Annotated in this window: 20 protein-coding genes; 1 reads left to right on the forward strand and 19 read right to left on the reverse strand. The window is 46.2% G+C overall.

Annotated elements, in window-relative coordinates; all coding sequences use genetic code 11:
- From FC26_RS11820 to FC26_RS11890, 16 genes are all read right to left on the reverse strand, one after another.
- Nucleotides 1-4,488 (reverse strand): KxYKxGKxW signal peptide domain-containing protein (locus tag FC26_RS11820; RefSeq protein WP_169790340.1); only part of this gene is annotated, 4,488 nt, incomplete at its 3' end.
- A gap of 136 nt (nucleotides 4,489-4,624) precedes the next feature.
- Nucleotides 4,625-5,677: a glycosyltransferase gene (locus tag FC26_RS11825; protein WP_057781079.1), complete on the reverse strand. Its 1,053-nt coding sequence runs from the start codon at nucleotides 5,675-5,677 to the stop codon at nucleotides 4,625-4,627.
- Nucleotides 5,674-6,753 carry a glycosyltransferase gene (locus FC26_RS11830; RefSeq protein ID WP_057781084.1) on the reverse strand — a complete coding sequence of 360 codons (1,080 nt, stop codon included), beginning with the start codon at nucleotides 6,751-6,753 and terminating at the stop codon, nucleotides 5,674-5,676. The genes FC26_RS11825 and FC26_RS11830 overlap by 4 nt, the downstream gene beginning before the upstream one ends.
- Before the next feature lie 324 nt (nucleotides 6,754-7,077).
- Complete coding sequence (asp3, locus tag FC26_RS11835; protein WP_057781087.1) at nucleotides 7,078-7,848, reverse strand: accessory Sec system protein Asp3; 771 nt, start codon at nucleotides 7,846-7,848, stop codon at nucleotides 7,078-7,080.
- Nucleotides 7,841-9,463, reverse strand: a complete 1,623-nt coding sequence (gene asp2 / locus FC26_RS11840) for an accessory Sec system protein Asp2 (RefSeq protein WP_057781090.1) — start codon at nucleotides 9,461-9,463, stop codon at nucleotides 7,841-7,843. The genes asp3 and asp2 overlap by 8 nt, the downstream gene beginning before the upstream one ends.
- Nucleotides 9,447-11,048, reverse strand: a complete 1,602-nt coding sequence (gene asp1 / locus FC26_RS11845; protein ID WP_057781093.1) for an accessory Sec system protein Asp1 — start codon at nucleotides 11,046-11,048, stop codon at nucleotides 9,447-9,449. Before asp1 ends, asp2 begins: the two co-directional genes overlap by 17 nt.
- Nucleotides 11,045-12,283: a preprotein translocase subunit SecY gene (locus FC26_RS11850; protein WP_083483855.1), complete on the reverse strand. Its 1,239-nt coding sequence runs from the start codon at nucleotides 12,281-12,283 to the stop codon at nucleotides 11,045-11,047. The genes asp1 and FC26_RS11850 overlap by 4 nt, the downstream gene beginning before the upstream one ends.
- Nucleotides 12,284-12,302: 19 nt before the next feature.
- Entirely contained in the window at nucleotides 12,303-14,666 is a 2,364-nt protein-coding gene (secA, locus tag FC26_RS11855) for a preprotein translocase subunit SecA (protein ID WP_057781100.1), read from the reverse strand.
- A gap of 42 nt (nucleotides 14,667-14,708) precedes the next feature.
- Nucleotides 14,709-14,906, reverse strand: coding sequence for a hypothetical protein (locus tag FC26_RS11860; RefSeq protein WP_057781103.1), 198 nt, complete (start codon nucleotides 14,904-14,906; stop codon nucleotides 14,709-14,711).
- A 34-nt stretch (nucleotides 14,907-14,940) separates the two neighbouring features.
- Entirely contained in the window at nucleotides 14,941-16,248 is a 1,308-nt protein-coding gene (locus tag FC26_RS11865) for a glycosyltransferase family protein (RefSeq protein ID WP_057781106.1), read from the reverse strand.
- 12 nt (nucleotides 16,249-16,260) lie between these two features.
- Nucleotides 16,261-17,721 carry a glycosyltransferase gene (locus tag FC26_RS11870; RefSeq protein ID WP_057781109.1) on the reverse strand — a complete coding sequence of 487 codons (1,461 nt, stop codon included), beginning with the start codon at nucleotides 17,719-17,721 and terminating at the stop codon, nucleotides 16,261-16,263.
- 82 nt (nucleotides 17,722-17,803) lie between these two features.
- Entirely contained in the window at nucleotides 17,804-18,862 is a 1,059-nt protein-coding gene (locus FC26_RS11875) for a glycosyltransferase (protein WP_057781112.1), read from the reverse strand.
- A gap of 513 nt (nucleotides 18,863-19,375) precedes the next feature.
- A complete protein-coding gene (locus FC26_RS11880) occupies nucleotides 19,376-20,452 on the reverse strand; it encodes a glycosyltransferase (RefSeq protein ID WP_057781115.1) in 1,077 nt (358 codons plus the stop codon).
- A gap of 522 nt (nucleotides 20,453-20,974) precedes the next feature.
- Nucleotides 20,975-22,585 carry a hypothetical protein gene (locus tag FC26_RS11885; protein ID WP_057781118.1) on the reverse strand — a complete coding sequence of 537 codons (1,611 nt, stop codon included), beginning with the start codon at nucleotides 22,583-22,585 and terminating at the stop codon, nucleotides 20,975-20,977.
- Nucleotides 22,586-22,729: 144 nt separating this feature from the next.
- On the reverse strand, nucleotides 22,730-22,897 hold the full coding sequence (locus tag FC26_RS13180) for an SGNH/GDSL hydrolase family protein (RefSeq protein WP_338045570.1): 168 nt from the start codon (nucleotides 22,895-22,897) through the stop codon (nucleotides 22,730-22,732).
- Nucleotides 22,885-23,412: a GDSL-type esterase/lipase family protein gene (locus tag FC26_RS11890; protein WP_338045571.1), complete on the reverse strand. Its 528-nt coding sequence runs from the start codon at nucleotides 23,410-23,412 to the stop codon at nucleotides 22,885-22,887. Before FC26_RS11890 ends, FC26_RS13180 begins: the two co-directional genes overlap by 13 nt.
- 139 nt (nucleotides 23,413-23,551) lie before the next feature.
- Between FC26_RS11890 and FC26_RS11895 the strand changes: the two genes are divergently transcribed.
- Nucleotides 23,552-23,986 carry a MarR family winged helix-turn-helix transcriptional regulator gene (locus tag FC26_RS11895; protein ID WP_057781121.1) on the forward strand — a complete coding sequence of 145 codons (435 nt, stop codon included), beginning with the start codon at nucleotides 23,552-23,554 and terminating at the stop codon, nucleotides 23,984-23,986.
- A gap of 60 nt (nucleotides 23,987-24,046) precedes the next feature.
- On the opposite strand, the gene thiE is transcribed toward FC26_RS11895, so the two are convergent.
- Genes thiE through thiM form a run of 3 tightly spaced genes read right to left on the reverse strand, consistent with a single transcriptional unit; the run spans nucleotide 24,047 to nucleotide 26,293 of the window.
- The gene (gene thiE, locus FC26_RS11900; RefSeq protein WP_057781124.1) at nucleotides 24,047-24,688 is read right to left on the reverse strand and encodes a thiamine phosphate synthase; all 642 of its coding nucleotides are present in this window, start codon (nucleotides 24,686-24,688) and stop codon (nucleotides 24,047-24,049) included.
- Entirely contained in the window at nucleotides 24,678-25,499 is an 822-nt protein-coding gene (gene thiD, locus FC26_RS11905; protein WP_057781127.1) for a bifunctional hydroxymethylpyrimidine kinase/phosphomethylpyrimidine kinase, read from the reverse strand. The genes thiE and thiD overlap by 11 nt, the downstream gene beginning before the upstream one ends.
- Before the next feature lie 5 nt (nucleotides 25,500-25,504).
- Nucleotides 25,505-26,293, reverse strand: a complete 789-nt coding sequence (gene thiM / locus FC26_RS11910; protein WP_057781130.1) for a hydroxyethylthiazole kinase — start codon at nucleotides 26,291-26,293, stop codon at nucleotides 25,505-25,507.
- Between the last annotated feature and the right edge of the window lie 51 nt (nucleotides 26,294-26,344).

Consider the following 26,344-nt stretch of genomic DNA (forward strand, 5'->3'; position numbering starts at 1 on the left):
AGCATTATCAGAAACTGAAGCACTCGTTGAACCAGTCGTTGAGTTACTGTCTGAGATAGAGTCACTCGTCGAACGAATATCTGATTGACTGTCGGAGTTAGAATTACTTTCGGAACTGGCGGTTGAGTCGCTTTCAGTGCCCGCATTTGAATCACTGTTTGAATCAGACGTGCTGATCGAACCGTTGGTCGAATCACTTACAGATTCTGACGTGCTGATTGAATCAGTCATTGAATCACTTTGTGATTCTGAAGTACTGGTTGAGCCATTGTCAGAATCACTATTCGAGTCGGAACCAACCGTTGAAATACTCTTCACATCACTTTGTGAATCTGACGTGCTCGTTTGGTTATTGTCCGAAGTACTCAATGAAGCTGAAGTACTTGCTTGACTGTTATCTGAACCGTTAAGTGATACTGAAGTACTTGTCGAACCAGTATCTGAGCCCGCATTCGAGATTGAGGTGCTTGTTGAGTTAGTGTCTGAACCGGCAGCCGAATCTGAGGTGCTATCAGATTTAACATCTGAAACACTAACCGAAGTCGATGTTGAATCAGATAAAGTTCCTGAATTTGTCAAGGAAGCATTTGTTGAATCGGTCAACGATTGAGTCTCGGAATTCGTTAATGATGCGGTTGTCGAATCGGTTAACGATTGAGTTTCCGAGTTCGTTAACGAAGCGGTTGTTGAGTCAGTTAATGACTGAGTTTCCGAATTCGTCAACGAAGCAGTTGTTGAATCTGTTAATGATTGAGTTTCCGAATTCGTCAACGAAGCAGTTGTTGAATCTGTCAATGATTGTGTTTCCGAGTTCGTCAACGAAGCTGTCGTCGAATCTGTTAATGATTGAGTCTCTGAATTCGTCAATGAGGCCGTCGTTGAATCTGTCAATGACTGCGTTTCTGAGTTTGTTAACGAGGCCGTCGTCGAATCTGTTAATGACTGAGTTTCTGAATTCGTCAACGAGGCTGTTGTCGAATCCGTTAACGATTGAGTCTCCGAGTTCGTTAATGAAGCCGTCGTTGAGTCAGTTAATGATTGAGTCTCAGAATTCGTCAATGAGGCCGTTGTTGAATCTGTCAACGACTGTGTTTCCGAATTCGTCAACGAAGCCGTTGTTGAATCTGTCAACGATTGTGTTTCCGAGTTCGTCAACGAAGCAGTTGTTGAATCTGTCAATGATTGTGTTTCGGAGTTCGTCAATGAGGCTGTTGTCGAATCCGTTAACGATTGAGTCTCCGAGTTCGTTAATGAAGCCGTTGTTGAATCGGTTAATGACTGAGTTTCTGAGTTCGTCAATGAGGCCGTCGTTGAATCTGTTAACGACTGAGTCTGTGAATCCGTCAACGAAGCCGTTGTTGAATCTGTCAACGATTGTGTTTCCGAGTTCGTCAACGAAGCAGTTGTTGAATCGGTTAATGACTGTGTTTCCGAGTTCGTCAACGAAGCAGTTGTTGAATCTGTCAATGATTGTGTTTCGGAGTTCGTCAATGAGGCCGTCGTTGAATCTGTCAATGACTGTGTTTCCGAGTTCGTCAACGAAGCTGTCGTCGAATCAGTCAATGACTGTGTTTCCGAGTTTGTCAATGAAGCCGTCGTTGAATCTGTTAATGACTGTGTTTCCGAGTTTGTCAACGAAGCGGTTGTTGAATCTGTCAATGATTGTGTTTCTGAATTCGTTAACGACGCCGTCGTTGAATCTGTTAATGATTGAGTCTCAGAATTCGTCAATGAGGCCGTCGTTGAATCTGTTAGTGATTGTGTTTCCGAATTCGTTAATGAAGCCGTCGTTGAATCTGTTAGTGATTGTGTTTCCGAATTCGTTAACGAAGCGGTCGTTGAATCTGTTAGTGACTGCGTTTCTGAGTTTGTTAACGAGGCCGTCGTCGAATCTGTTAATGACTGAGTTTCTGAATTCGTCAACGAGGCTGTTGTCGAATCCGTTAACGATTGAGTTTCTGAATTTGTTAACGAGGCCGTCGCTGAATCGGTCAATGACTGCGTTTCTGAATTTGTCAATGAGGCCGTTGTTGAATCCGTTAACGACTGTGTCGTTGACGTCGTTGTTGACGTTGTTTCTGACGCAGTATTTTCAACAATCGTCAATATTGCAGTGGCTTGTTCTGCCTTTGCACCAGTGTCCGGATCAGTGTAGTCGATACCAATATAGTACTGACCTACCTTGCTAGTATCAATGCTACCTGGATAAGCTTCAAGCTCACCCGTCGTCATGTTCATAACACTAACTGTAGCATCGCCATCAGCAATCGCTTTTGCAATATCAACTGATGTGCCATCAGAAGTAATCGACCCGACAAACGTGCTGGCCGCTGGAGCAGAATCTCCAACATAAATTTCAGTACTATGACCAGTTACTGCTGCTGTATGACTATTAACCGTCAAAGTAGCTTTCTGTGTTGTCAAAGCTGTTGTTACAGTTAATATTGACGATCCATTGTTAATAAGATCACCAACAATTGTAACTTTAACGTAGTATTGGTTCCCATCCATTGCTTTCGTGACATTTGAAAGCGTTAAAGTTGAACCAGTTGCACCACTAATAAGTCCGTTTGGACCATACCATTGATACGTGACACTTTGCACACTTAAATCATCCAGATCACCGATCGTTGATGCAATATCATCGGCCCCATCAAGGGTAAAGGTAGCATCATCACCTGCATCAACCGTTTGATCGGCAACTCCTCGAGTAACCGTGAAGGTTTTTGATGTACCAACAACCGTATTGCCGTCATAGTCAGTTCCAGTTGCCGTAATTGTTGCCGTACCATCACTAACCGCCGTGACCACTCCGGTGTTGGCATCAACGGACAATACCGATGGATCGCTAGAAGTCCACTTAACGCTCTTTAATGTTGCATTGCTTGGATCGGTCGTGTAGGTGAGTTGTTCGGTCCCATTAATTGTCGATGTGGATGTCGGAAGAACACTGGCATTACTTGAACTAACTGTCATGCTAGCACCTGTAATCAGTGTATATGAGTCAGCGTTAACCGTCAGTGAGTTTGCTTCCACATTCTGACTAGTTACTTTGACAGTTGCCACATCAGAATAATATGAGTCACCGACTGCCCAACCAACCAATGCATTGGCAACAGTCGATCCCACCAATTGAATGATCGTTGAAATGATTCCCCCACCACTCGGAGCAAACGCGATTGTTAGGCCGATTTGGTACTCTGCTGTGGTGTCCGCAGCTTGAGAGATTGAAAAGCTGGGTGACGAGCTAGTTCCGACAGAAGTCCATGTCGAACCACCATTAGTACTCTTGTATAGAGTATATGTCGAAGTCAAAACCCCAGAAGTTCCTAAAGACATCCCAGTTATAACTGCTGCTGCCGCTGTCTTCAAGGTATTGAGAAAACCTGTTGAAACCGTAGCACTGATCGTTGTTGTTGCGGTGCCATTTGGCTTTACCACAATATTCTGATCCTCTGGCTGGCTGGTAAAGCCAGTCGTCAGTTGCCAACCAAAAATTGAAACACCAGATCCTGTTGGCGTTCCTTTACCAGTTACCGTCGAGCTCGCGCTGACAACGGAGAATGATTGGGCCTCACCTGTAATGCTATAAGTAGCACTACCAAAGGCTTTGGCAGCATCAACAGCAACATCGGTTTCAGCATCATCCTTCACAATAGTGTTGGTATTATCCTTGCTATACGTCATCAAATAGGCGTCTGACGCAATGATCATCGTTGTAAGGCTATTAGCCCGTAAATATTGTGCAAGGGTATTAAATTGATCAGTCGTTAATTCGTTGCCACTATCTACTGCAACGACCAAACTTGATCCATTTATTTCCGCCGTTCCACTTCCGGTTAAACCTAATTCAGCTGTCACATCCTTGATTGCATCGGTTGTGGCAGTATCAGTTGTATTAGTAGTTGTAGTATCGGTGGTTGATGTCGTGGCACTTGAGCTACCTGATTCTGAGGCACTCGTTGAGGTGTCATCTGTATTAGATGTTGCGGTTGTCGAACTATCTGATTCTGATGTGTTTGAAGTGCTGGTTGATGCATCATCCGTGTTCGAGGTCGCCGTTGTTGAGCTGTCAGATTCTGACGTGTTCGAAGTGCCACTATCTGACACACTGGTTGACTGACTGCCATTCGTCGAAGTTGATGTTGAACCGCTAGTTGAACCACTTGTTGATTCTGAAGCTGTCGAAGTTGAGCCACTCGTCGATTCTGATGTTGAGACTGCCGTATTGTTGTTCGTTGAATCCGCCGGAATCGTGGCGGTATTATTCGCCGCCAGTATGTTGCCGGTGTCGGCCTCCTTGCTTGTGCTCGTGGTTGTACTGCTTGTATCCGCATGACCCACGATTGGCGCCGCTAATCCACCACCAAATACAGCCGCAAAACTGGTAATGGTTGTGTAAATCCAGGTCTTTTTAGCTTTATACGTTTTATAGTGCTGACTCTGATCAGAGTACTTAGCTTTCTTAATGTTATTTTTTCTAGACATATATTTACTGCCCCCCTGTGCTTAATACACGTTCAAGTTCGATTGATAGTCATCATTCAATTTTTAAAATAAGCCTAACACGTATTAACCCGATATATACAAACGTGCTACCGACCGTTAAAATCGGTAACCACCGCTAAATGAGAAAATTATCAAACCCCAAGTTTACTTTTCGCATGCCGGCCATCAACGCACGCTTCACAAAGTAGCGTGTGCTGACTGCCTTTTGCCACGGTTCAATCGCGGCCACCATCTCCTGATAATCGGCAATCGTCACGTGAGACAATGCTTCGTCAATCTCGTTCAGATCATGAATCACCAGCCCTAAATGATGGTGTTTAACGAGCTGGGCGTGGGCATTGGAATCAGGCACCACGACCGGCATTCCGGCTGCTAAGTACATTGATAATTCAATTGGGTCATTATATTGGCTATTCCGGACCACATTAGGATTAGTTGCTTCCGTGATGTTAACGGTATTAACTAAGCCAAAGCCGTCCGCTAATTCTGCAATTAGGTTATCCCGCGCCAATCCGACAATGTGCTTGACACTCGGATTATTGGCGACTTTTTCATCAACTTCTGTGTTATAAAACATAATCGGTGTTGAGCCCCGGTAATCAAGCGCCGTAACGGCCTGATCACTGATGTAATGGAGCTGCTTACGAAATTGTTTTTCTTGTAGTGGTCCCGCATACGGGTAATCCCACAATTGCAAGGACACCATCGGAATATCAATTTCATCCTTTACCAGTCGTCGCGCTTGTTTTTCGTTCGCCACAACCAGCAAATCAAATTTACGTAACTGAGTAAACCAAAAGTCATTTTGGATGACACTCCGGTCACCATCATCGGCGTACAGCCACGTGGGAACTTCGTGAACCAGTGCGATGACCTTAATCTGTTTAATTCGTTTGAGGTAGTCAATAAACTCTGCCTGAAAATCCAGTTGTTCCCAGAGTGGAAATTGGACAACCACGAGATCCCGCGGCTGTACCGGACGTAAAATTGTTTCAATTAAGCTTCGTCGTCGGGCCGGTTGCTCTCCCAAATTATCAAACGGAACGTAGTTGAGTTCCTGAAACCCTAACTCTTGGGCGGCTTTGGCGACGTTGGCACTAATTTGTACGGTTGTTTGCTGATTTTCACTTTCCATCCGTCCGTTAAAGCGTGTAATCCAGTTGGTCATTGGCCACCACCTCCCGTCTCGACAATCTGATCATCAAACCCTAACTCGAGGTAGCGGATTGCTTCCAATGCTGCTTGCTTTGCGAAGAATCCGCTCGTAACCGCTTCTTGCCAAGGTCGGACATTGGCGACCATTTGGTTGTAATCGGCTTCGGTGAGCTTGTTCATGACCTTGTCAATATCACCAATTGAGTCGATCACAATCCCCACGCCCCGGTCCTTGATCCAGCCAGAGTGGGCGGTGTGCGGCATCGTGATGATTGGCAGCCCCGCCGCCAAGTACAAGGACAACTTCATCGGGTTATTGTAGTGTCCGTAGTTGTTCATCCCCTTGTAGTACCCCGCCATCGGGTAATACAGCAGGCCAAACCCACCATCAAGCTGGCACGGAATATCATTGCTACTCATCTGGCCCAGCATCTTAATGTAGCTTGGTAGTTGTCCCTGCTGGTTGTTAGGGCCGATGAAGTTAATCGGGATTTGCGATTTGTATTCAGCAACCATCGCCGGATCAACGCTGGAAGAAACGTAGTACAACTGCTTCTTGAAGGTTTGCTTAGGCTTTGGTCCGTGATAGACAAAGTCACTCAGGCCCATCCCAATCTTGGGAGTGGTGACCCCGCCTGCTTCGGCCATGTGACGCGCCATTTTTTCGTTCGCCGCAATGACCAAGTCGTATTTATTCAACAGCCACAATGAGGCGTCCCCCGAATAGTCTCGGTCGGATGCATCGTGGATCCAGGAAATAATGTCCCAAACCAAGGCTACCGTCTTCGCGTGTCGTTCATTCTTTAAGTAATCGATGAACTCCATTTCAAACTGAACTTCACTCGTCCACAGTGGATATTGGACGATCACCACATCCCCTGGTAAGACAACGTTCAAAATGGCCTCCAACTTTTCGCGCCGGCCACCGGCGCCCATATCATTCAACTCCTGCGCGTATAAACGTGGGTAATGGAGTTTGCGAAAACCAACTTGGCTAATTGATTCGGCAGCCATATTATTCGCAATAATACCAGATTGATAACTGGACGCGGCTTCATTTTCATCAACTTTTGTAACCCAATATGTCATTTAACTATCCCTCCCCTTTTTTACCCAGGTTATACGTAGCTTCTTAAATACCGATAACTGTACTTTCCTAACCCTGAATATGTAGGTGATTAGACCCATTATTCCAGAAAATTTGCAGATTTTAGCCTAATCATCGTAATTATTGTCAAGCTTAACAATTTTATTTCTGGTAGTAAAGTGCTTAACAGCACAATTCTAAGCGAATAATGGGGTTTATTAGTTTATCCCATTATTTGTTACTTCCAGTCACAAAAAGTGGTATTTCTCCTAACGTCATTCCCGCGGTTATGTGAAAAAAACACCATCCCCCTTGAGGAAACGATGTTAGCTTTCTTCCATTAATTGTGCCGCTAATTCGTCGACCTGTGTGCGGCTCTCCGGTGAAAATCGCTCCCGCTGGCCGGGAAGATACTTAACCTGTGCAAAGTGCGTATGCGTCAAAGTTTGCCGAATATCTGTCAGCACTTTCATCACATTAGCATCATCGACATAGGCCCATACCATCAATGACGGCTGGTTCGCCATCTGTGGGATGGACATCGTCGTTCGTGATCCGTAGCTGATCTGCAAAATTGCCGATTGCTCATCCACCTCAGTCAGATCATCCGTCTGCACGGCGACCCAGCCACCGGTGCGATCTAACCGCGCCGTTACCTGACGGGCATCGTCAGCCGCCTTAATCATCAAATACTGAAATTTGATCCAAGTATGGTTGAGATTAACAAGGGCCACCTCGTACGACACCGCCCCCTCGGGAAAGACGAACACCTTTGATAGCGTTGTTGAACTGATCATCTTCAATTTTTCACCATTCACATCGAAAAATGTGATCCGCAGCTGAACCGCGGGCGTGCGATCCGCCGTTAACACCGCCGAGACCGTGTATTCTTTACCCACCTCTAACAATGGTAACGTTGGTTTAATGCCTTGATCCAGATAATTAACCCGTGAACGCCACTTGCACAACTGCATACCGGGCGAAAACATTTCGTTGGCAAAGAGCACTTCACCGCTATCTAAGTATTGAACGGTTGTGCCGGTAATCTCGACATCATCAAAGTTGTCGGGCCACCGGGTAAGATATAAACTACCCATTTTGATGCTCCTTTTGTGCCACTTGATCCGTGACTACTTCGTCTTCCTCGTCGAGTTCGAGGTCCTTTTGGAAGTTACGACCGAAATCATTCGCCAGCATATTTTGATACTGTTTCAAAAACCAGCTGGTAATCCCCAACGTATCATCATTATGACGCCCTTCCAGTCCCTTATGCAGCACCCGAGACGTCGGATAATGTTCCTTTAAGTGATTAAAAATACGCTCAAACGGTAAATCCGTATCTTGTAACATGTGGGCGATGATGAACGTTGTTTTCGAATAGTCGGTGTTTAAAAAGCGATGCCAAAAGTCATCATCCATCGCGGTCGCGCTCTTTTCGGTCAGCTCACCGGTCAAACTAATAATCGTATCCATTGCCAGGTCCCAATTATAGGGCGTGAACAGTCGTTGATGGATGGCAAGGTGCCCAATGCTAGCTAGCGGTTTCCCAATCACAACACCATGGGGATTGAGCATCGTCGAATAAAATAACGACGCATACGTTCCCATTGACAACCCCGACAAGTTTAGCTGATCGGACGTAAAGCCTAGTTCATCCAGCTTATCCTGAATCACATCAACGAGTTGCTGTTCCAGAGTGCCACCCCGGTAGAACGCGCCCCCGACAATTCGGGGATCGAATACGAGGATGAACGGCGATCCAAGCGACCCCATCATCCACCGGCCTTCGTAGCTTTCCTTCGCCCGCCATCCTGAGAAGTACACATTTAATGGTGGTTTCAAGTCGGCAGGGTTAAAGTAGTAGCCCAACTCTTCGTGGTAGTGCTGATCATCCACCAGCCGTTGACCGCCAACGCTCAGAAAGTTTTCCTTTGCTAGTGATCCATTCCGTAAGTGAATTTCGCCGACCACCAGCCGGCCACTCCCCTTTACAAACAGGGCCACGTTCAAAGGATAATTCAGAAACGCCACGTCACGCTGCACGTAGCCGTTAACCAAATCAGCCTCGTCGAAATCCCAAGTTTGAAAACCGGCTTCGTTCTCGTAGTAAACGCGGTAGAAATACTCGACGTCCCCACTAGTAGCCCCAATTTCCGCATGCAGGATGATTTTTCCAGCCGGTTGCCAGTGCGTATTCCACAAGATCAGCCGCTGATAATCAGTGCCGTAGTCACCTTCAAAGATATATCGAGATGTCCCTTGACGCGTCACCTCACCATTAAAATTAGCGGACAACTGCGTCCGGCTATTCTCAAAAGTAAGACCCCACGGATCAGTCAGCGTATTGTCATTGACGTATGCCATCAATGATTGCCCACCGTCGTTGAGATCCACCTGCTGGGCCCGTTTCATTTTTAGTAGATGCCACCGTTGTTCATCAGACTGGGAACTTGCTTCGTAAAAAATTTGATCCGCCGGTAATAGCAGTACCTGATCCATTGGAAATTCATCAATCGTCGTGTCAGCAAATAGAAAAATGGTTCCTGAATTATAAACAGCTTCGGTCGGAAACGCGGACAGGTCATCCAATGCTTGGGCCAAATCCACTCCGCTCAAGGGCAAGTAGTGATAAGTTGCCAATTCAGCATTCAAGTCGCCCGCCTTTTCCAGTGGTTGCCCACCAATTTGAATAAAATTACTCTTTCTGGCCATGTAAAATCCCCCTCCACGATTCAATCAATTGATCAGTGCCGTTCGCATTAATTTTATCGATACTTGCCACAAGTGCCTGGTTCCATTCTCGGCTGCCTTGCAAGTAGGTGGATAAACTGTTGAACAAGGCTTCGTCATTTTCAATCAGGGCCCCGTTTTCACCGTCACTAAAGTAAATCGACGGTTCCCGACTAATAATCGGAATGCCGGCCCCCACGACCCGTGACTGCATAAAGAGGTCATTTTGCACACGGTCATCGATAAAGACGCGGGTAAACCGCAGATCCTGATCCAACTCCGGGGTGTCGGACTGGTACCGATAGCTGACATTGTCCATAAAATGAAACGCATCGTCGATTTTCTTAAACCCTACCACCTGTTTTCGGGCGGCTTCAAAGGCCTTTTGTTGTTTTTCGAGTAGCTTATGTTCCTTCTTCGCCGTGTAGTACGTTTGCAGCATCGCAAACAACGTCGAACTCGTGTCCACTTCTAGCACTTCGTTCACGAAACGCGTCACTAGTCCTTCCAGTATTGATTGATCATTGACCGCTTGCAGATCCATGATTAACCGGAGATCCTCGTAGTCCGTCCGATACTGCAGCATGCGCCAAAAGAGGGCCTTGAACTGATCGTCCACTAACCCGATGCGCCAATAAAGACGGGCCTCCGCCAAGGTGTTACTTTCACCTAGGTTGAGCTCTGTCACAAAGGTCGGTAACAACTCAATATTTTGCTGAACATGAGTTGTCGTCTCCAATTCCATTAGCTGCCCAGCCTGCAACGGGCTATCGGTCACGATTGTCTGGCCGTCTAGGAGCGCAGCATGCTTACTAATCGTCGCTGCCGTCAACCGTTGGTCAGCCTGAATATTCTCAAAGATTATCCGATCCGGCGCCTCAAAGTGTTGGGCGAAGTCGAGCAACCACTCATTTTCAATATTAATGATTAAGTAATCCTGTGTTACATCGAACTGCCGGAGCGCCCGGTTTAAAAACTCGGTCCGTAACGCCGCCATCGTGAGGTAGTCCGGATGATCAAACAGATCCCGTTTAGCCAAGGCAACGTGAATACCGGTCGAATTTCCCGTGAGTACCGTCTCCCCGTCCTGGTTGTACCATTCAGTCCGAACAACCTCACCATTAGAATCTTTAAACTGGGCACCAGCAACAAACCCCCGATCCGAATAGGTATCCGTCCGCGTGCCCGTTTCACTTATCCATTGAACCTGTTTGACAAAGCCAAACCGGTTGAAGGTCACCTGACCCAATGGTTGTGGCCCTTGGTATAGGCGGACCTGATCGCGCGTATACACCGACTCCGTCTGGGGTGGTAGTGGCACATCGTCCATGGTAAACGGGAATCCTTCGGTCTGTTGAATATCTTGGATTTGATCAAACACGTGCACAATGTGGGCGCCATCGTACATACCATACTCGGCGCCCAAATAACGGAGAAACGGGACTAACCGAGGGATCAACACCTGATAGTCAAAGCCACCCAACTCAAAATTTTTAATCGTATTAAAAACGGGGTTCCGCTCTAAACTATCGGTATCTGCCGGCAAATCGGCAATGTAGTAAATCATGACGCGCGTCCCCTCCTTTTAACCTTCACATTAAAGAGTCCATAACTATCCTTGTAATACAGCATATCAATATCTTGCCGGAGGTTATCAAAGATCGATATCAGCACGAACAGCATTGCAAAATAGTTCGAGAGGTTCGTGTACATCCGATTGTGGAGCCAGTATCCCAGCAACATCGGAAAAATCACCACGATAGCAAGAAACATGCTCCCAAAGACGGCAAAAAAGATTACTCGGCGCGTAATGTAGCGTTCCGTGGTAATTCCCGGCTGAACACCAATCACGTAGTCGCCACTTTCCTTCATATCCTTGGCGGTTTGGTCCGGTACCACGTTAACAAATGAAAATGCAAACCCCAAGAGATAGATCACGATCCCATACATCCAGATTCCCTGAATCTTGGTCACGTCAAACAGGTTCATCACCGTTGTATTTTGATACTTCAACGCCTGCATAATGTAGATGGGAAAGTACATAAATGTCGTCGCAAACATCAGCGGCATCGTGCCCCCGATTAAAATTCGGAAAGCAAAGTAGCCGTCCTTAGAGCGGCGGTCGATACCGATTCGTTGCACATCCATACGATATTCGGCTGAATATAGGGCAGTCGTCAGGTACATGAAGACGATCGTGACAGCCAGCAGGATTAGTAACCGGTCGAGATGCATCAAAATCGAGCCATTGACCAGTTTCAAACTTCCCGTTATCCCCGTCACAATTCCGGGAATGATCATCACAAACGGTCCCCCAACCCCAAACTGAGCGTTGATTCCCGCCATCCAAGCCGCAATCATTGCCCCAGTAATAAAGATCAAGGCGGTTGTTAAAAATAGTTGCAGGGGACTAAAGCCATGCACGATGGGTTTAGCATTGTTAAGAATATTAAAGGTCAGCGGAATGACCTGTAAAATGGCAAAGACGAGTGTCAGCCAGATTTGCAAGAGCCCCTTTTGATCCTGCGACATTTGGCTCATCCGATCCCGCGCCGCTAAGAAAATAATCGACGTCAAAATCGAGACGACCATGTAAGGTCCCATCCCCAACGAAAACAGGGTTGGGCTGTTAAACACCCCACCAGTAATCATCGAGAGCAGTTTTCCGGTCGTGACTTGTCCACCGCCAACACGAAAGCTCATATCAAACAAGGGCACTGGAATACTTTGTCCCAAGCTATAAACCGCAATCAACATAAATGTTACGGCTAGCCGGTGTGTTAAATCTTGGTATTTTTTCATTACGCTTGTCACATCCTCACTATGGGAAAGTCATTTCGAGTGACCCATCCTTATTTTGATCGAGTTCCGTTAAAATTAAATTTCGAAACATTGCGAGCCAGGCCTCATTTTCCATCCGGAAAAAGCCGCGGCGAGAATCGAGCGTAAACTCGGTAATCGGCTTATGCTGGGCGGCACTTCGACCAGTCACAATCATTTTTAGTTGTTGCAAATAATCCAGTTGGTCAATCCAGCAGGTATCAATTGCCTTGAGGATCACCACTTTTTTGTAATAGGCCAGTTGCATCGGGCTCCGGAAACGATCCAGGGACCGTTGGAGTGCTTCACGCGCCGCGGCCATCAGAAATTGTCGAACATTTTTCTTCTTGAAGTTTCCATTCAGGCCATCCTTAATACGCTGGAACGCAAATCCCGTGTCAATGTTGTTATACACGAAGTTTGTAATGTCGTTCAGTTGCATCTTGCGATGGTCACTGATGAAGTTATCAATGACCTTCTCCAGCGCCCCATTAATCAGGGCGTTCAGATACGCGGGATCCTGAGCAAGAACCCGGTTTCGGGCAACATAAATTTTTTCCCGTTGGTTACTCATAATTGCATCGTAGCCGGTGGTTTCTTTACGCGACTCTAACTCACTATTGCCGACCTTTTTTTGAGCGTTGTCCATGGCATGCACGGCCACACGCTGCTTTAAGGCGTTATTTGGATCAAGCTTGCCCTTTTCCACCCGCTTTTGGCCGTGTTCGTAGAACTTGCGTAGGCGATCTGGGCCGTTTTCGACCACGATTTTATCTTCCAATGACACCATAAACTGGCTTTCACCCGGTTCCCCTTGGCGCCCAGCACGGCCTCGTAGTTGATTATCAATTCGCTTGCTGGTCATGCGTTCCGTTCCGACGACCAGCAGACCACCATTTTCTTTGGCTTCCTTACTCAGTTTGATGTCGGTTCCCCGGCCAGCCATTGAAGTGGCCAGTGTGATCGAATCAGTTTGACCAGCCTCACTCACGATCAGTTTTTCCCGCGGTGCGGTTGACGCATTCAACAGGTTATGGGGAATGCGGTTCTCCAGTAGTACCAGCGAATATAGATTCGACATCGTTACAGATCCCGTCTCAATCAAGACTGGTCGCTTAGCCGCCATCCCCGCCTGCACCGTCGCAAGCGAGTGATCGATCTTAGCCCGGTTGGTTAAGTACACCTGATCGGGTTGATCAATCCGCCGACTGGGTTTGTTTGTCGGGATCTCAACGACTTTCAGATTATAGGTTTGAATAAACTCCTTTTCGTCCGTTTTGGCGGTTCCCGTCATCCCAGACAAAACCTTAAACTTGTGGAACAGGCTTTGGTAGCTGATCATACCCAGTGTTTTCGTTTCCGCGGTCACGTCAACTTCTTCTTTGGCCTCAATTGCCTGGTGTAACCCACCATTCAGCTTGACGCCGTCCATCTTGCGACCGTTAACCTCATCTAGTAAGACGACCTTGCCGTCCTCCACCACGTACTCTTGCCCATTTTTCTTTAGCATGTTGGCCTGCAGTGCCAACACTAAATGCCGATACTGGTCAAAATACTGTTCCGAAAAAATGTCATCAATGTCAAAATATTCTTCAATTTTATCCAGTCCCTGAGGGGTAAACCAAACCTTCTTTTTATCCTCACTGAATTCGTAATCGTCATCTTCCATGCTTTTGACGAACCAATCGCTAATTTCAAAGTAGTTCGACTGCACTTTAGGGGCTCCCGAAATAACCAGTGATGTCTGAGCAGCGTCCAGCAACACCGAATCAATTTCATCGACGATCACAAAATTAAACCGCTTGACGTATTGCTTGCTCAGCTCAGTTCCTAGGTTATCGAACAGATAGTGAAAGCCTAACGTTGAATGGGTCGTATAAATAATGTCGTTCGCGTACAGTTGCCGTTTTTCATCATCTTCCTCGACATCGACCCCAATTCCGACGCTGAGGCCCAGCCATTCGTAAACTGCCCCGATTTCCTTGCCATCCCGCTCGACCAGATAGTCATTCGTGGTAATCAAGAAATTCCCCCGATTACCAGCCACTGCCCGGGCATACATTGGTAAGGTGGCCACCAGTGTCTTACCCTCACCGGTCTTCATTTCAGCAATGTTACCAAAAAACAGTGCAAGCCCACCGAGCACTTGCACTTCATATGGTGACAGGCCAAGGACCCGCCGATCAGCTTCCATGGCGACCGCAAACGTTCGCGGCAGAAGTTGTGTCAGGGTCCTACCACCGGCTAATTCTTCTTGAAAAATCCGGGTCTGATCCTGCAGTTCTTCATCGGTCATTTGCTGGTACTTGGGCAAAACTTGATATATTTTTTTTGCAATTTTTCGATACTTTTTTAACTTGGACATACCAACTTCACCTTTGCCTAATTTTGACAGCTAGTCACAACTCTATTGGCCAAGAAAATACTTGGCAATCGTGTAGATTTGTGAAAACAGGACCCAAAGTGAAACGACTAGAATTACCCCGAACATTGCTGGTTGTGCGTAGCGTCCCAGCGGTGTTTTGGGCTTTTTCCCGTATTCGTGTCGTTTCTGTTCCTGATCAAATTTTTCATCTATTAATTCATTTAATCGCTTTTTTGCCATTTTAACCTCAACTCATTTCGCGATTTAACTACTGTTAACGTAGTAATTTACGGTAGTTCGTTGCCGTAGAAACCGGTCCGTTTTGACTAATCATCTGCCGTAATTTATCATCCCATACTGTCTTGTCGCTTAGGAGAGCCGTCAAATCAGCGATCAAGGCATTGGTTCCATCGTATACTAGGCTCTTGTACTTACCGGCTTTGACGTCTTGATCCGTCAAAATAATCATGTGGTTCTGGTAAGCGTAGCGTAACACGTTAGCAACCTTGCCACCGGCGTTAATATCCAAATAGATATCTGCCTTTTCCAACTCCAAGTGGACTTCACGAGGGGCAAAATTAGGTAGGAGACTGAGGTTCGGATACTTATCGCCCTGCTCTAGTAACTTCTTGCTCATTTCCGTAAAGGCCGCCACCGTGACCTTGAGATCTGGTAAGGCCGTCAAAATCTCATCGAGGCCTCGTAAATCGTCACTATTCGTGAGGACAAAGGCTTGATGCCGGTACTTCGTTTTCCGTGCAAACTCACCGATATTGGACAAGTAAGTCAACTTGACCTTCGTATCTGGATAACGGTCACTGACAAACTTCAGTTGTGACTCATCGCTAAAGATAATCTGCTTGAAGGACGTTTGATTCTCCAATTCGGCCACCATGTTACCCGGCACATCATCACCCAATGGTTCTTGCCAGAAGAGCGTCGTCTTTTCGTTGTGCAACGTATGGGCGATGAACAGTGGGTAGGATAATGAATTGATGACAATATCCAGCGCATTGATCTTAGCCTCCTGCAAAAAGAAGACGAAAAAGGCCGTGATGTTCGCAAAATCGTACGTTTTGTCCTGATACCGTAATTCGATGATGCCAGAACGATGATTTTCGGTAATCACTGGTTGGCCGTCCTTAAAGTAGCGGGTCGCATACTGTTCGCCGTCCTTAAAGTACGTTGTTGCGTAGCGGTCTCCCGAGATGTTGTACCAATCCTTACGCACAACCGTGTCGCCGTCTTCCTTGGAAAACCAGGTGACGTTATCGACCACGCGGTAGCCTTCACTACGGAAGGTAATCAAACCAACGGTCCGCATGCCATTCTGAATTCGAGCAGAGTTAGCGCCACCCACAATAATGTCGTAAAAGGTCGGCACCGCGACCCGGTTAAAAAATAGTCCCTGCGTATTTGTTTCTTTCAATCCGGTAAAAAAGGTAAACGGACTCATTGCATCCTTTGGTAGTCTGCCGTTGTAATGCACAAATAGTGACTTACGGGGCAGCTTCGCCGTTTTTAAAGATTGCAGTAGGTTTTCAGTGTTTTCATCATAATAATCAAAAATATTTACTTTCATTGTTTCGCCACCCTATTTCGATTCCAATAGTTTCTGCCATTTTTTCGCCACAACCGAGCCTAAAAAGCCCTTGGCCACTTTTTGAGCTACTTTCCGACCAGAATTTTCCAATCCCTTTTGATAAAATTCAATCAACGCTTTATACAGGTGTTGGTCGAGTTCATCAATTGAGCTCTTTTCATACAGAATGCCACTCTTACCCGGTTGTACAAATTCACGGTTTCCGTATTCGACATCGACCCCAATAATCGGTAATGATTCTGACGTCGCTTCCAGTAACGACAGCCCAAATCCTTCAGAAGTCGAAGCTGAAATGTAGGCGCCATACTTGGCGTACACGCCCTTCATCTTCTTGTGTCCCATCAGCCGGATGTAGTCGCCAGCGTCGAGTTCTTTAATCAGCTGTTCCAACTTTTGCCGTTCTGTTCCTTCCCCATAGATATCCAGGGTTAGTTTTGGCAACTGTTTCTTAGCATGCGCCACCGCCCGTACAATAACATCCAGATGTTTTTCAATAGCGAGTCGACTAGCCGAAACTAGGGCGTATGGATCGTAATTTCTCTTGGAAACCACCTTTTCGACGTAGCCCACCGGAATCGTAACGATGCGCGTCTTATTTGGTAATTGCTTTTCCAAGATTTGGCGTTGCCGTTCAGTAGAAACAATAATCGCATCAAAGTATTCCGCATGATCGAAGACGTACTCATAGAAGTTATTCCATACGACGTGATCACCTTCCGTCGTGCCTTCACTAAAGTGTTCCGCATGGACGACTGACATAATGCGCGTCTTACCAGCATATGCCGGTAAAAAGGCCTCAATCATTTCCAACGCGCGATCTACAATTACAACGTCGTCTTTTTGAATCTGCAGCTTATCGAAAAAGTACATGTAGAAATCCAGTTTGCCATAAATAATATGGTCTTCAATAAAGGTAACCGTAATTTCATTGTCTTGGTAGAACTGTTCGAAGGCGACCGTTCCATCTAAACGATAGAATACCCGGCGTGTAATCTTGCCATCGTTAAACTCCTGCATGTTGCTGAGTGACGCATCATAGTCGTAACATTCCGTTAACTTTCCCTGTTCTAAGCGGTCCACCCGATCCACTAAGCCATTTTTTAGCAACCAGATTTGGTACACCAGATCCATGCCCTGAACCTTGACCTTCACTGATTTTTTGTCTTGTGACACAATTTCATACTTATCACCGATTGTCGCTAAAAAGTCATCCACAGTGTACGCCGACTCGACGATTGGTCGACCACTTAGGTAGCTGTAGATATTAATCACTTTTTCTCGCGGAAAATTCATGAGATCGGTGAACACCGTGATATTGGTAGAGATATAATCGAGAAAAATATAGTAATCATCGACGTCGATCTTGGCAAGTAATTCCTGCCGATACATTTGTGCGTATTCAACCCCACTTGATGCATACCCAATGCCCTTGTTAATGTTATAAACTTTCAAAATAGTTCCCCCTCTGTACACTTAATGCTAATCAGCGTGCATTTCATAATTTTTTTGTGTTGCTGTTATCCGATGAACCCCATCATGACTTAACCAACTGCTGCTTCACACCCAGATTGAGTGTTTGAATGGCAGCCAGCAGCGCCCGCTTGATAAAAAATCCAGTCGTGACCGCTCGCTGCCATGGTGCCACCGCGGCCACCATGACTTGATAATCTGCCGAACTCATGTCACTCAAAATCCGGTCGATATCGTTTAAGTCATCTACGACCAATCCCAGATGACGATCCTTAATAAGTTGGGCATGGGGTGTCCGACTGGTGGTCACCACCGGCAACCCGGCCGCCCAGTAAAACGACAGTTTGGTAGGATCGTTAAACTGCGTGTAGTATTTAAAGGCCTCATCATGACTTTCTCTAATATTGTTGGCCGTCACGATACCAAATCCGCCCGATAGAGATGCCAAAATCGCATCACTCGGTTGAAATCCCAGCCATCGGGTACTGCCGTTAGCCTGAACCGCGTCACTGGCAACGGCGCTATACACGTTGAGCGGTGTGGCTGCGTGATAGTCCAATCCCAAGATATCGCGTCCCGAAGCGTAGTAGAGTTCCTTCCGAAACTGCTTTTTTCGCCATGGGCCTTGATACAAGTAGTCGCAAATAACTAGTGAAATCATGGGAACATTCACCCCATCACGACGTAATTGAGCAGCTTCCTGTTCGTTGGCCACGATAAGTAAGTCAAAGCGGCGCAACAGTGTTAACCACCAATCCGTCTGTGCATCATACCCATCGCTATCCACAGCATTCATCCAGCTCGGAATATCCCGAATAACGGCCACTTTTTGGACGCCTTGGCGGTGAAATAGTTGCTCAAAAAAAGTCTCCGTAAAGCTGTCTGTCGTAAATAGTGGAAATTGCACAACCACTAAATCCCCAGGTTGTACAGGATCGAGTAACGCGTGAACTAAATTCTGTCGCCGATCCGGGTACGCATCCGTATACTGAAAGCCGACAAGGTTGATTTCCTGAAAGCCAATTTCTTGGGCTGCCATACATAAACTACGAGAAATTAAGTGCACGGCATCGTTAGCTTCCTGCGCATTGCTCGCATTAATATTCGTAATCCAATTGGTCATAATCTACTTCCTCTACTAAAAATTGGTGATTATTGTGCGTCGAAATTCCTACTATACCAGCCTTATACATGGACAAAAACGACCTATGCACAGCAACATAACATCCTGCGTACGGGTCGTCTTCTAAAAACGAAGTGAGCTGTCTATATTCTTATACGTATAGTTTAATTATATGGATCACGTTTGTACATATAATTTTAAAAGAGAACAGCCAATTCCCGATTTTTGTTGATTGTGCTGATAAATTTTGAGATTAACGATATCATTCACCGAAATATCACCAATTTGCTTTGGTTTTACCCAATGTTTCCCTCAATTATCACACACAAACCTCAATTGAACAAAGCCTTGACCTCATTTAATTAAACTATTTTTTGCTGTTTTGACTTTCACTGCTAATTCTTACCAGTGTGAGTCAATCTCGCGCACCATTTTATCCATAATACAACTGTTTTTTTCAATTACACATAATTCGAATTTGAAGTGTAGCACGATCATCCCATCTTGATTTGTTCAAAGATCCCCGCCGTTGTCCGACGTTAATTGATTTTTCAATCCTAAATCAAGTGTTTGAATAGCTGCCATTAAAGCGCGCTGGATAAAGAACCCTGATGCAACGGCGGTTTGCCATGGCACAATAGCGGCCAACATTCGTTGATAATCCGTTTGGTCTAGTTTCGCCAACACATGATCTATCTCATTCAAATCGTCCACAACTAATCCCAAGTGACGTTTCTCAATCAGTGCGGCATGGGGCGTTTTACTCATCGTAATCACCGGTAAACCAGCTGCTAAATATAAGGACAATTTAGTAGGGTTATTAAAACGTGTGTAGTACCGCCAATGCGTGCCACGTCGTTCAACCAAATTGTCCGTCGTTACGATCCCAAATCCCCCGTCTAACGTGGCCATGATCGCATCACTAGGCTGACGACCATGCCAGACCAAACTGGCATTTTCTGTAACAGGCGGTTCAGCAACGGCACTAAACAGATTAATGGGCGTCGCTGCCCGATAGTCAATATCCAAAACATCACGTCCCGTTACGTAGTATAGTTTCTTTTGAAACGTCTTGGACCGTAATGGACCGCGGTACAGGTAATCACTAAGTACCATCGAAATCATGGGAACTATCACACCATCACGATGTAAATGTTGCGCTTCATGTCGATTAGCCACAATCAGTAGGTCAAAGCGGCGCAACCAACCAAGCCACCCATCCTCTTTTGCATTGTAACTATCATCACTGGAAGAATTTATCCATGTTGGTACGTCCACCACAACGGCGACCTTTTTTACCTTTTCTAAGGCCATCATTTGGATCATGAAATCCTCCGAAAACCGCTGGGCCGCATACATTGGAAATTGGAAGAAAATTGTATCCCCCGGTTGAACCGGAGCAAGGATAGTATCAATCACATTTAACCGTCGCTCTAAATTAACATAATTAACAAAATCGAAGGTCACATAGTTTAATTCTTGAAATCCAAGCGCCATTGCTGCCTTACTAAAGCTCCTAGTAATTAGCTGAATCGCACCATCGGGACGCCCTAACTCTTCATTATTAAAGCTTGTAATCCAATTGGTCATCATCAGGCTCCTTTCTGCAGTAGTTCACAGACTAATCTTTCTAATTCATCAAAGTGGTTCGAAATTTAATTTGATAATCCCACCTTTTCCGATCTTATACATTTACAAAACTTAGGCTTGCTTCCATCACAGCTCCAACCTCTTTAGTTCACCAAACAGTTAAGCCCATAAAACGTTCACATACTACCGCCGGATATACGTGTTTAATGGTACAGCATTCAAAGGTGCATAATCAAGATGTTCACAATGGATATTATTTAATCCATGCACTTATATTTAGTTTCTCTTTAGTCGCTTTATTTTAATGACGAAAAAACGGTTAGCAACTTTTGCCAACCGTCATTTGATACGATAACCGATTATTTTAAACCTTGATGACACCATTAGTTCAAATAGGGCATCAAGTTCTGCAGTACAATGCCATACCCCCAGTGGCAGCATGTGGCCCGTCAAACGTCAGCGCCGGTTTAAGATCCCCATTAATTAAACTTTTTTTGCTGGTTTGACTTTCACTGCTAATCCTTACCAGTGTGAGTCAATCTCGCGCACCATTTCATCCATAATATTAACCTCTGGATGATCATTTTTGATCCAGTTATGCACATTTTGGACTTGAAGTTCAGCACGGTCATCCTCATGATCCAACAGCTGCTCAATTTGTTCAAAGGCAGCCGCCATGGTATGTGTGACATGAACGCCCCGCATCAATTGCTGTCCGAGAGCAGTAAATCCGACCTGGTCGTGACGGGCCAATGTCACAATTGGTTTCCCTTGAATTTGCATTTCGTACAGTGAAGAAACACCATCCGTGAAAACTAAATCTGCCGCTTGCGTTGCCCCATATTGAGATTTTTTAGTCAGTACACCGGTATTTGGCAACTGTTGCCACTGCTCAAGGAAGTGCTGATAATCTTCAAGCGTATACCCGGAAAACTCACCAGCTTTGATGGTTGCTTCTAGTAAAGGATGTGGATTGAACAAAATTGATACGGACTGATGGGTACGGGCCCAATCAATCATTTCTTGATAAACTCGTGGGAAGCTTCCCATGTTAAACCAGTGATTACCAATGGAATGGTGCGCAATCCAAACCATTTTTTTCGTACAATTTTTCATATCGAGCGGCCACTGAGCAGGCTCATTTTTAATTTCAACTGCTTTCATCGATCCCACTGATTGGAATATCTCACTAGAAATAAACCCCGATTCCAACTGATACTGCTGTTCGACCGTCAGTGGATCAGCCATAAAATAACGCCAAATATAGCGATAGTAATCGTTAAACAGTAGTCCACTATCCTGTCGTTGCGCTGATTTGATCATATTTTCCGTAATAACGTAGGGAATATAAATCAAACGCGACCAATTTAATTGACGACCGCCAAATTCAGGCGGAAAATCTTGTTCCCATTCCGACTGCCGAACGATAAAATCAGCCTGCCAAATTTTAAGCATCTCGAGGACGCGGACGCAATCAGTGCGGTTCGCCGCATTAACATATCCAATATGATGCTCATCAAAATACGCAGCAATCGGCTCAAACGTTTCTAACGATTCAGTTCCTAAATAATACTTATTGGTGAGTACCAGCTTGACCTCGAACCGTTGATCGTCTCGGGTGGCATTCAATAATGGTAACACCGCCGGTAGCGTCTCACGACTATTTAAAATAAAGGCCAGCCGAATCTTATGGTGGGTCCGAGCCCCAGCCATTGTCGTTTCAGCTTGTGCAAAGGCCCGATTAAGTGCTGGCTGAACGCCTTGACCAATCGTCTTTTGGAGATCTTCACGCATCGTTCGGGCTTGTGCATCATAAAATCGGTCAATACTGACAACTGTTATCCGGTGTTGTACCGAACTATTCGGCAAATACTGGCCCGAAATCTGGACCATCTCATTATCGACACGTGGAAATTCATCTAACGTAAAATGGGTGGTCGCAGCATGATTACCATTTTGTAAAACTAATCCGGTTTCGTCTAGCTGCCAGAAATATTCATTATTAGTCGTGTACCCCCCAATTCGCCCATTCGAATTGAAATACATGCGCGTCGTATACGTTGGCCCATCCACGCGGCCGAAGGCAAAAATATGCGTCGTAAAAAAATTAAACCAGGATTTTTGACTAATCATGATCTGTGAGTCATCCCTTTCTGCAAGTCAGTTGATATTTCATCAGCACTCGGTTCACTTTAATGACATGCTATCATGAAATAAGAGGGTTCTTAAAGAGCAACACCAAAATATATCCTTTCATTGTCAAAATCGCAACACCCATTACGCCTTCAAATAAGGCATCAAGTTCTGCAGTACAATGCCATACCCCTGTGGCAACATGTGAGCCCCGTCAAATGTCAGCGCCGGTTTAAGATCCCCATTTTGATCGGTCAAACCTGCGTTAACATTGATAAATGGCACTTGGTGCTTCGCAGCTAATTTTGCCACCAGCTGGTTGGCCTGTTTAAACGACCGTTGGAACGATGCTCGTATAACGCCGCATGTTCCTCGTGTGCTTCCCAAAAATCAGCCGTGGTATTTACCGGATAGTAGGCCATCACGTAAATTTTAGTTTGGGGGAGGCGTGTTTGAATTTGCGTCAAAATTTGATCGTAATTGACCTTGAACTCGGTCTCTGGTACGTTAAACCCAATATCGTTCGAACCGATATTGATAAAGAGTTTGCTGGGCTGTAAGTCAAAGATCAAGGTCTCCATGTGAGCCAATAGATCGGCCGTCGTCGTTGCTCGAACACCCCGATTATAGATATGGTAATGCAATCCCCAATCTTGCTGTTGCTGCATCTTCTCAATCGGAAAAATCTCCATTAGTGATGACCCGACGAAAACAATTTGTCCCTTTTGTGCAGTTTGGTTTTCTTGATCGTATTTGTGTCGTAATTGGTTTTGAAACGCCGTGATTTGTGGATTTAGGTTCGTTAATTCAGTTGTTTGATTTGTCATTTATTTGCATCTCCTAACAGTTAGCTTTACTAACTGTTAGCTAGTCTACTTTTATTTTCGACAATTGTCAACGCTTATTTAGACTATCTAACTATCTTTCTATCTAACTTTTTGCTAAACTTTACTTGAGGTGATTTTTTTGACAACAACTTCTAACGCGACCGCCATCAGCGACTTGATTCGTTCAATCAGTCTGACCCAACGACGCCAAATTAACCAACGATTAACTGCCACCAGTCATATTACGGATCAGCAGGCGATGATTTTAAGTTTTATTGGTGCCCATCCGGGGCTAATTCAAAAGCAAATTGTGACGCTCACCCAGCGGCGGGCCGCCACGGTTTCTGCCCTTTTAAAAAAGCTTGAGGATGCTGAGTTGATTACCCGTACCATTCCAGCCAACAACACCCGAAATAAGCAACTCTTTCTCACCGATCAGGGCCAGCAAGTGGTCAGCGATTTTACTACCATTCGCCACGATGTTCAAGCGCCACTGACGGCTAAGCTCAGTGCCAAACAGCAAGAAAAACTAATTAAATACCTAAATCTCGCATTACAGGGGATGGATGACTAATAAAAATCGCTCCTAAGCAGCCGAATTACGACTCTTAGGAGCGATTTTGTCACCATTCAATTAGTATAATGCTTTCAATTCTTGTACCGTTCGCGTGACATCCGGACTTTGCATGATCATCGAAATACCGGAAATTCCAGCAACTCCCGTTTTGATCACATTCCCCGCATTCGTTGGTGTAATGCCACCCACCGCAACAATTGGGTGGTGGCAAGCGGTCACGAGCTCGTGAAGGTAATCGAAGCCCATGACGGGATCCGCGTCATCCTTGGAGTTGGTGGGAAAAACAGGTCCGCTACCAACGTAGGCCACAGGAAGCTGGTTGGCATGCGCCACTTCGGCCAACGTATTGCATGAATAGCCGACAAACATGTCATTCCCGACTGCCGCAAGAACTTCGTCTACCCGGCGGTCTTTTTGGCCCACGTGCACACCATCCGCGTGAACCCGTAGTGCCATGTCGTAGTCGTCATCAATGATGAACGGTACTTGATACTGGGTGGCAAGGTCACGGCACTGCTGCGCCAGTGCCAACCGCTCGGCCGCCGTCAGCGTCGACCCAGCCTTATCGCGAAACTGAAAAGCCGTCACGCCGGCTTGCAGCGAAGCCGTGACCCGTGCCAGATAGTCCGTCACATCACCATGCACGTCCTGCGTTCCCGCAATCAGATAAACTTGGAGCATTTCTGGTTTAAACTTCATCGGTGGCCACCTTTCGATAAGCCCAGTGGTTCAACGGGCCATGACCATGCCCCACGATGATGCCGTCACGGATGGTCGCATCCACAAATTGTTTTCCCGTCCGAATAGCGGCTTCCACCGTCTGGCCCTTCGCCAGTTCGGCCGTAATGCAGGCCGACAGCGTATCACCGGTGCCATGCGTCCGGACCGTATCAACGCGGGAGGCACTCAACCAAAACGACTGCCCATCTTCCAGCAACACAAAGTCGCTGCTTTGGTCATCACTGACAAAATGACCGCCCTTCACCATCACGTTTTTCACCCCAATTTCTTGGAGTTTTTTCGCTACGACGATCATATCTTCTTCGTTGTGAATCGTCATATCGGCCAGCTTTTCGGCTTCCGGGAGGTTCGGGGTCGCAACTGTCGCCAGCGGCAATAATTCATTGCGCACCACGGCGACCGCATCCTCACTGAGAAGGGGCGCGCCGCCCTTAGCAATCATGACCGGGTCCACCGTGAGCGGACCAAAATCATACTGTTTCAAATTTTTAACAACCGTCTTTACCCGGGTCACGTCGGCCAACATCCCCGTTTTGCAGGCTTTGATTTGTAAATCGTTCGCCAACGCCGCAAACTGTTCGTCAATGATCTTGGGATCCAACGCCACAAAATCATCGACTCCTAACGTATTTTGCGCGGTGACCGCTACCAGAACCGTCGTCGCAAAAACATGGCGTTCCTGAATCGTCTTCAAGTCGGCCTGCATGCCGGCCCCACCGCCGCTGTCCGATCCCGCGATCGAAAGCGCCTGAGTAAATTGTTGTTCCATTATTCTCATTCCACCTTTAACTTTTGTTCAATTTCTGCTCGTGTGACTAAATGTAATTCATCCATTAATTGGACAGCAAACGTTCCTGGCCGTTCCTCAGCGAGTTGCTCGGCAACAATTTGACCGGCCGTCGCAAAGACGGCGCAGGCCGTTTGAGCTGCCTCAAAGTAATCCGCAGTTACGGCCGCAAAGGCGCCCACAATACTGCTCAACATGTCACCCGACCCAACATGGAGTTGGAAGAGTGGCGTTCCGTTCAAGACGTGCACGACCCGTTGTCCATCACTGATCACATCGGTTGGGCCGCTTAAAATAACGACACAGTGCTGCTTTTGCGCGCACGATTGGGCAATCAAATCCAGATCCTGGTTGCCTTCACCCGCATCAATGCCCTTCGCTTGCCAGTCAATACCCGCCAACGCCGCGATTTCCCCGGCATTGCCTCGAATAACATCGACTTGAAAATCGCTGAGTAGCTGGTTCGCGACGTCTAGCCGGTATTGCACCGCCCCGACCGCCACCGGATCAATAATCAAGGGTTTGTGATACTGATTGGCGAGTTCACCCACGCGCTTAATCTGCGCGATTTGCCCCGTCGTAAAGGCGCCAAGATTCAGCGCAACGGCCGAACTCATTTGGACCATGGCCTCGGCTTCATCAATTTCTTCGGACATAATCGGGGACGCCCCAATGGCGTTAATCCCATTGGCCACGTCTTGGACCGTCACAAAGTTAGAAATGTTAAACACGATTGGATTCTGGTTACGGACATCATCTAGTAATTTAGTTTGCATCACAAGGTCTCCTATCATCTATGCTCAATTTTCGAAACCAAATCGCCTGGC

Origin of the sequence: Paucilactobacillus vaccinostercus DSM 20634, from assembly GCF_001436295.1 — a bacterium.
Taxonomy (GTDB): domain Bacteria; phylum Bacillota; class Bacilli; order Lactobacillales; family Lactobacillaceae; genus Paucilactobacillus; species Paucilactobacillus vaccinostercus.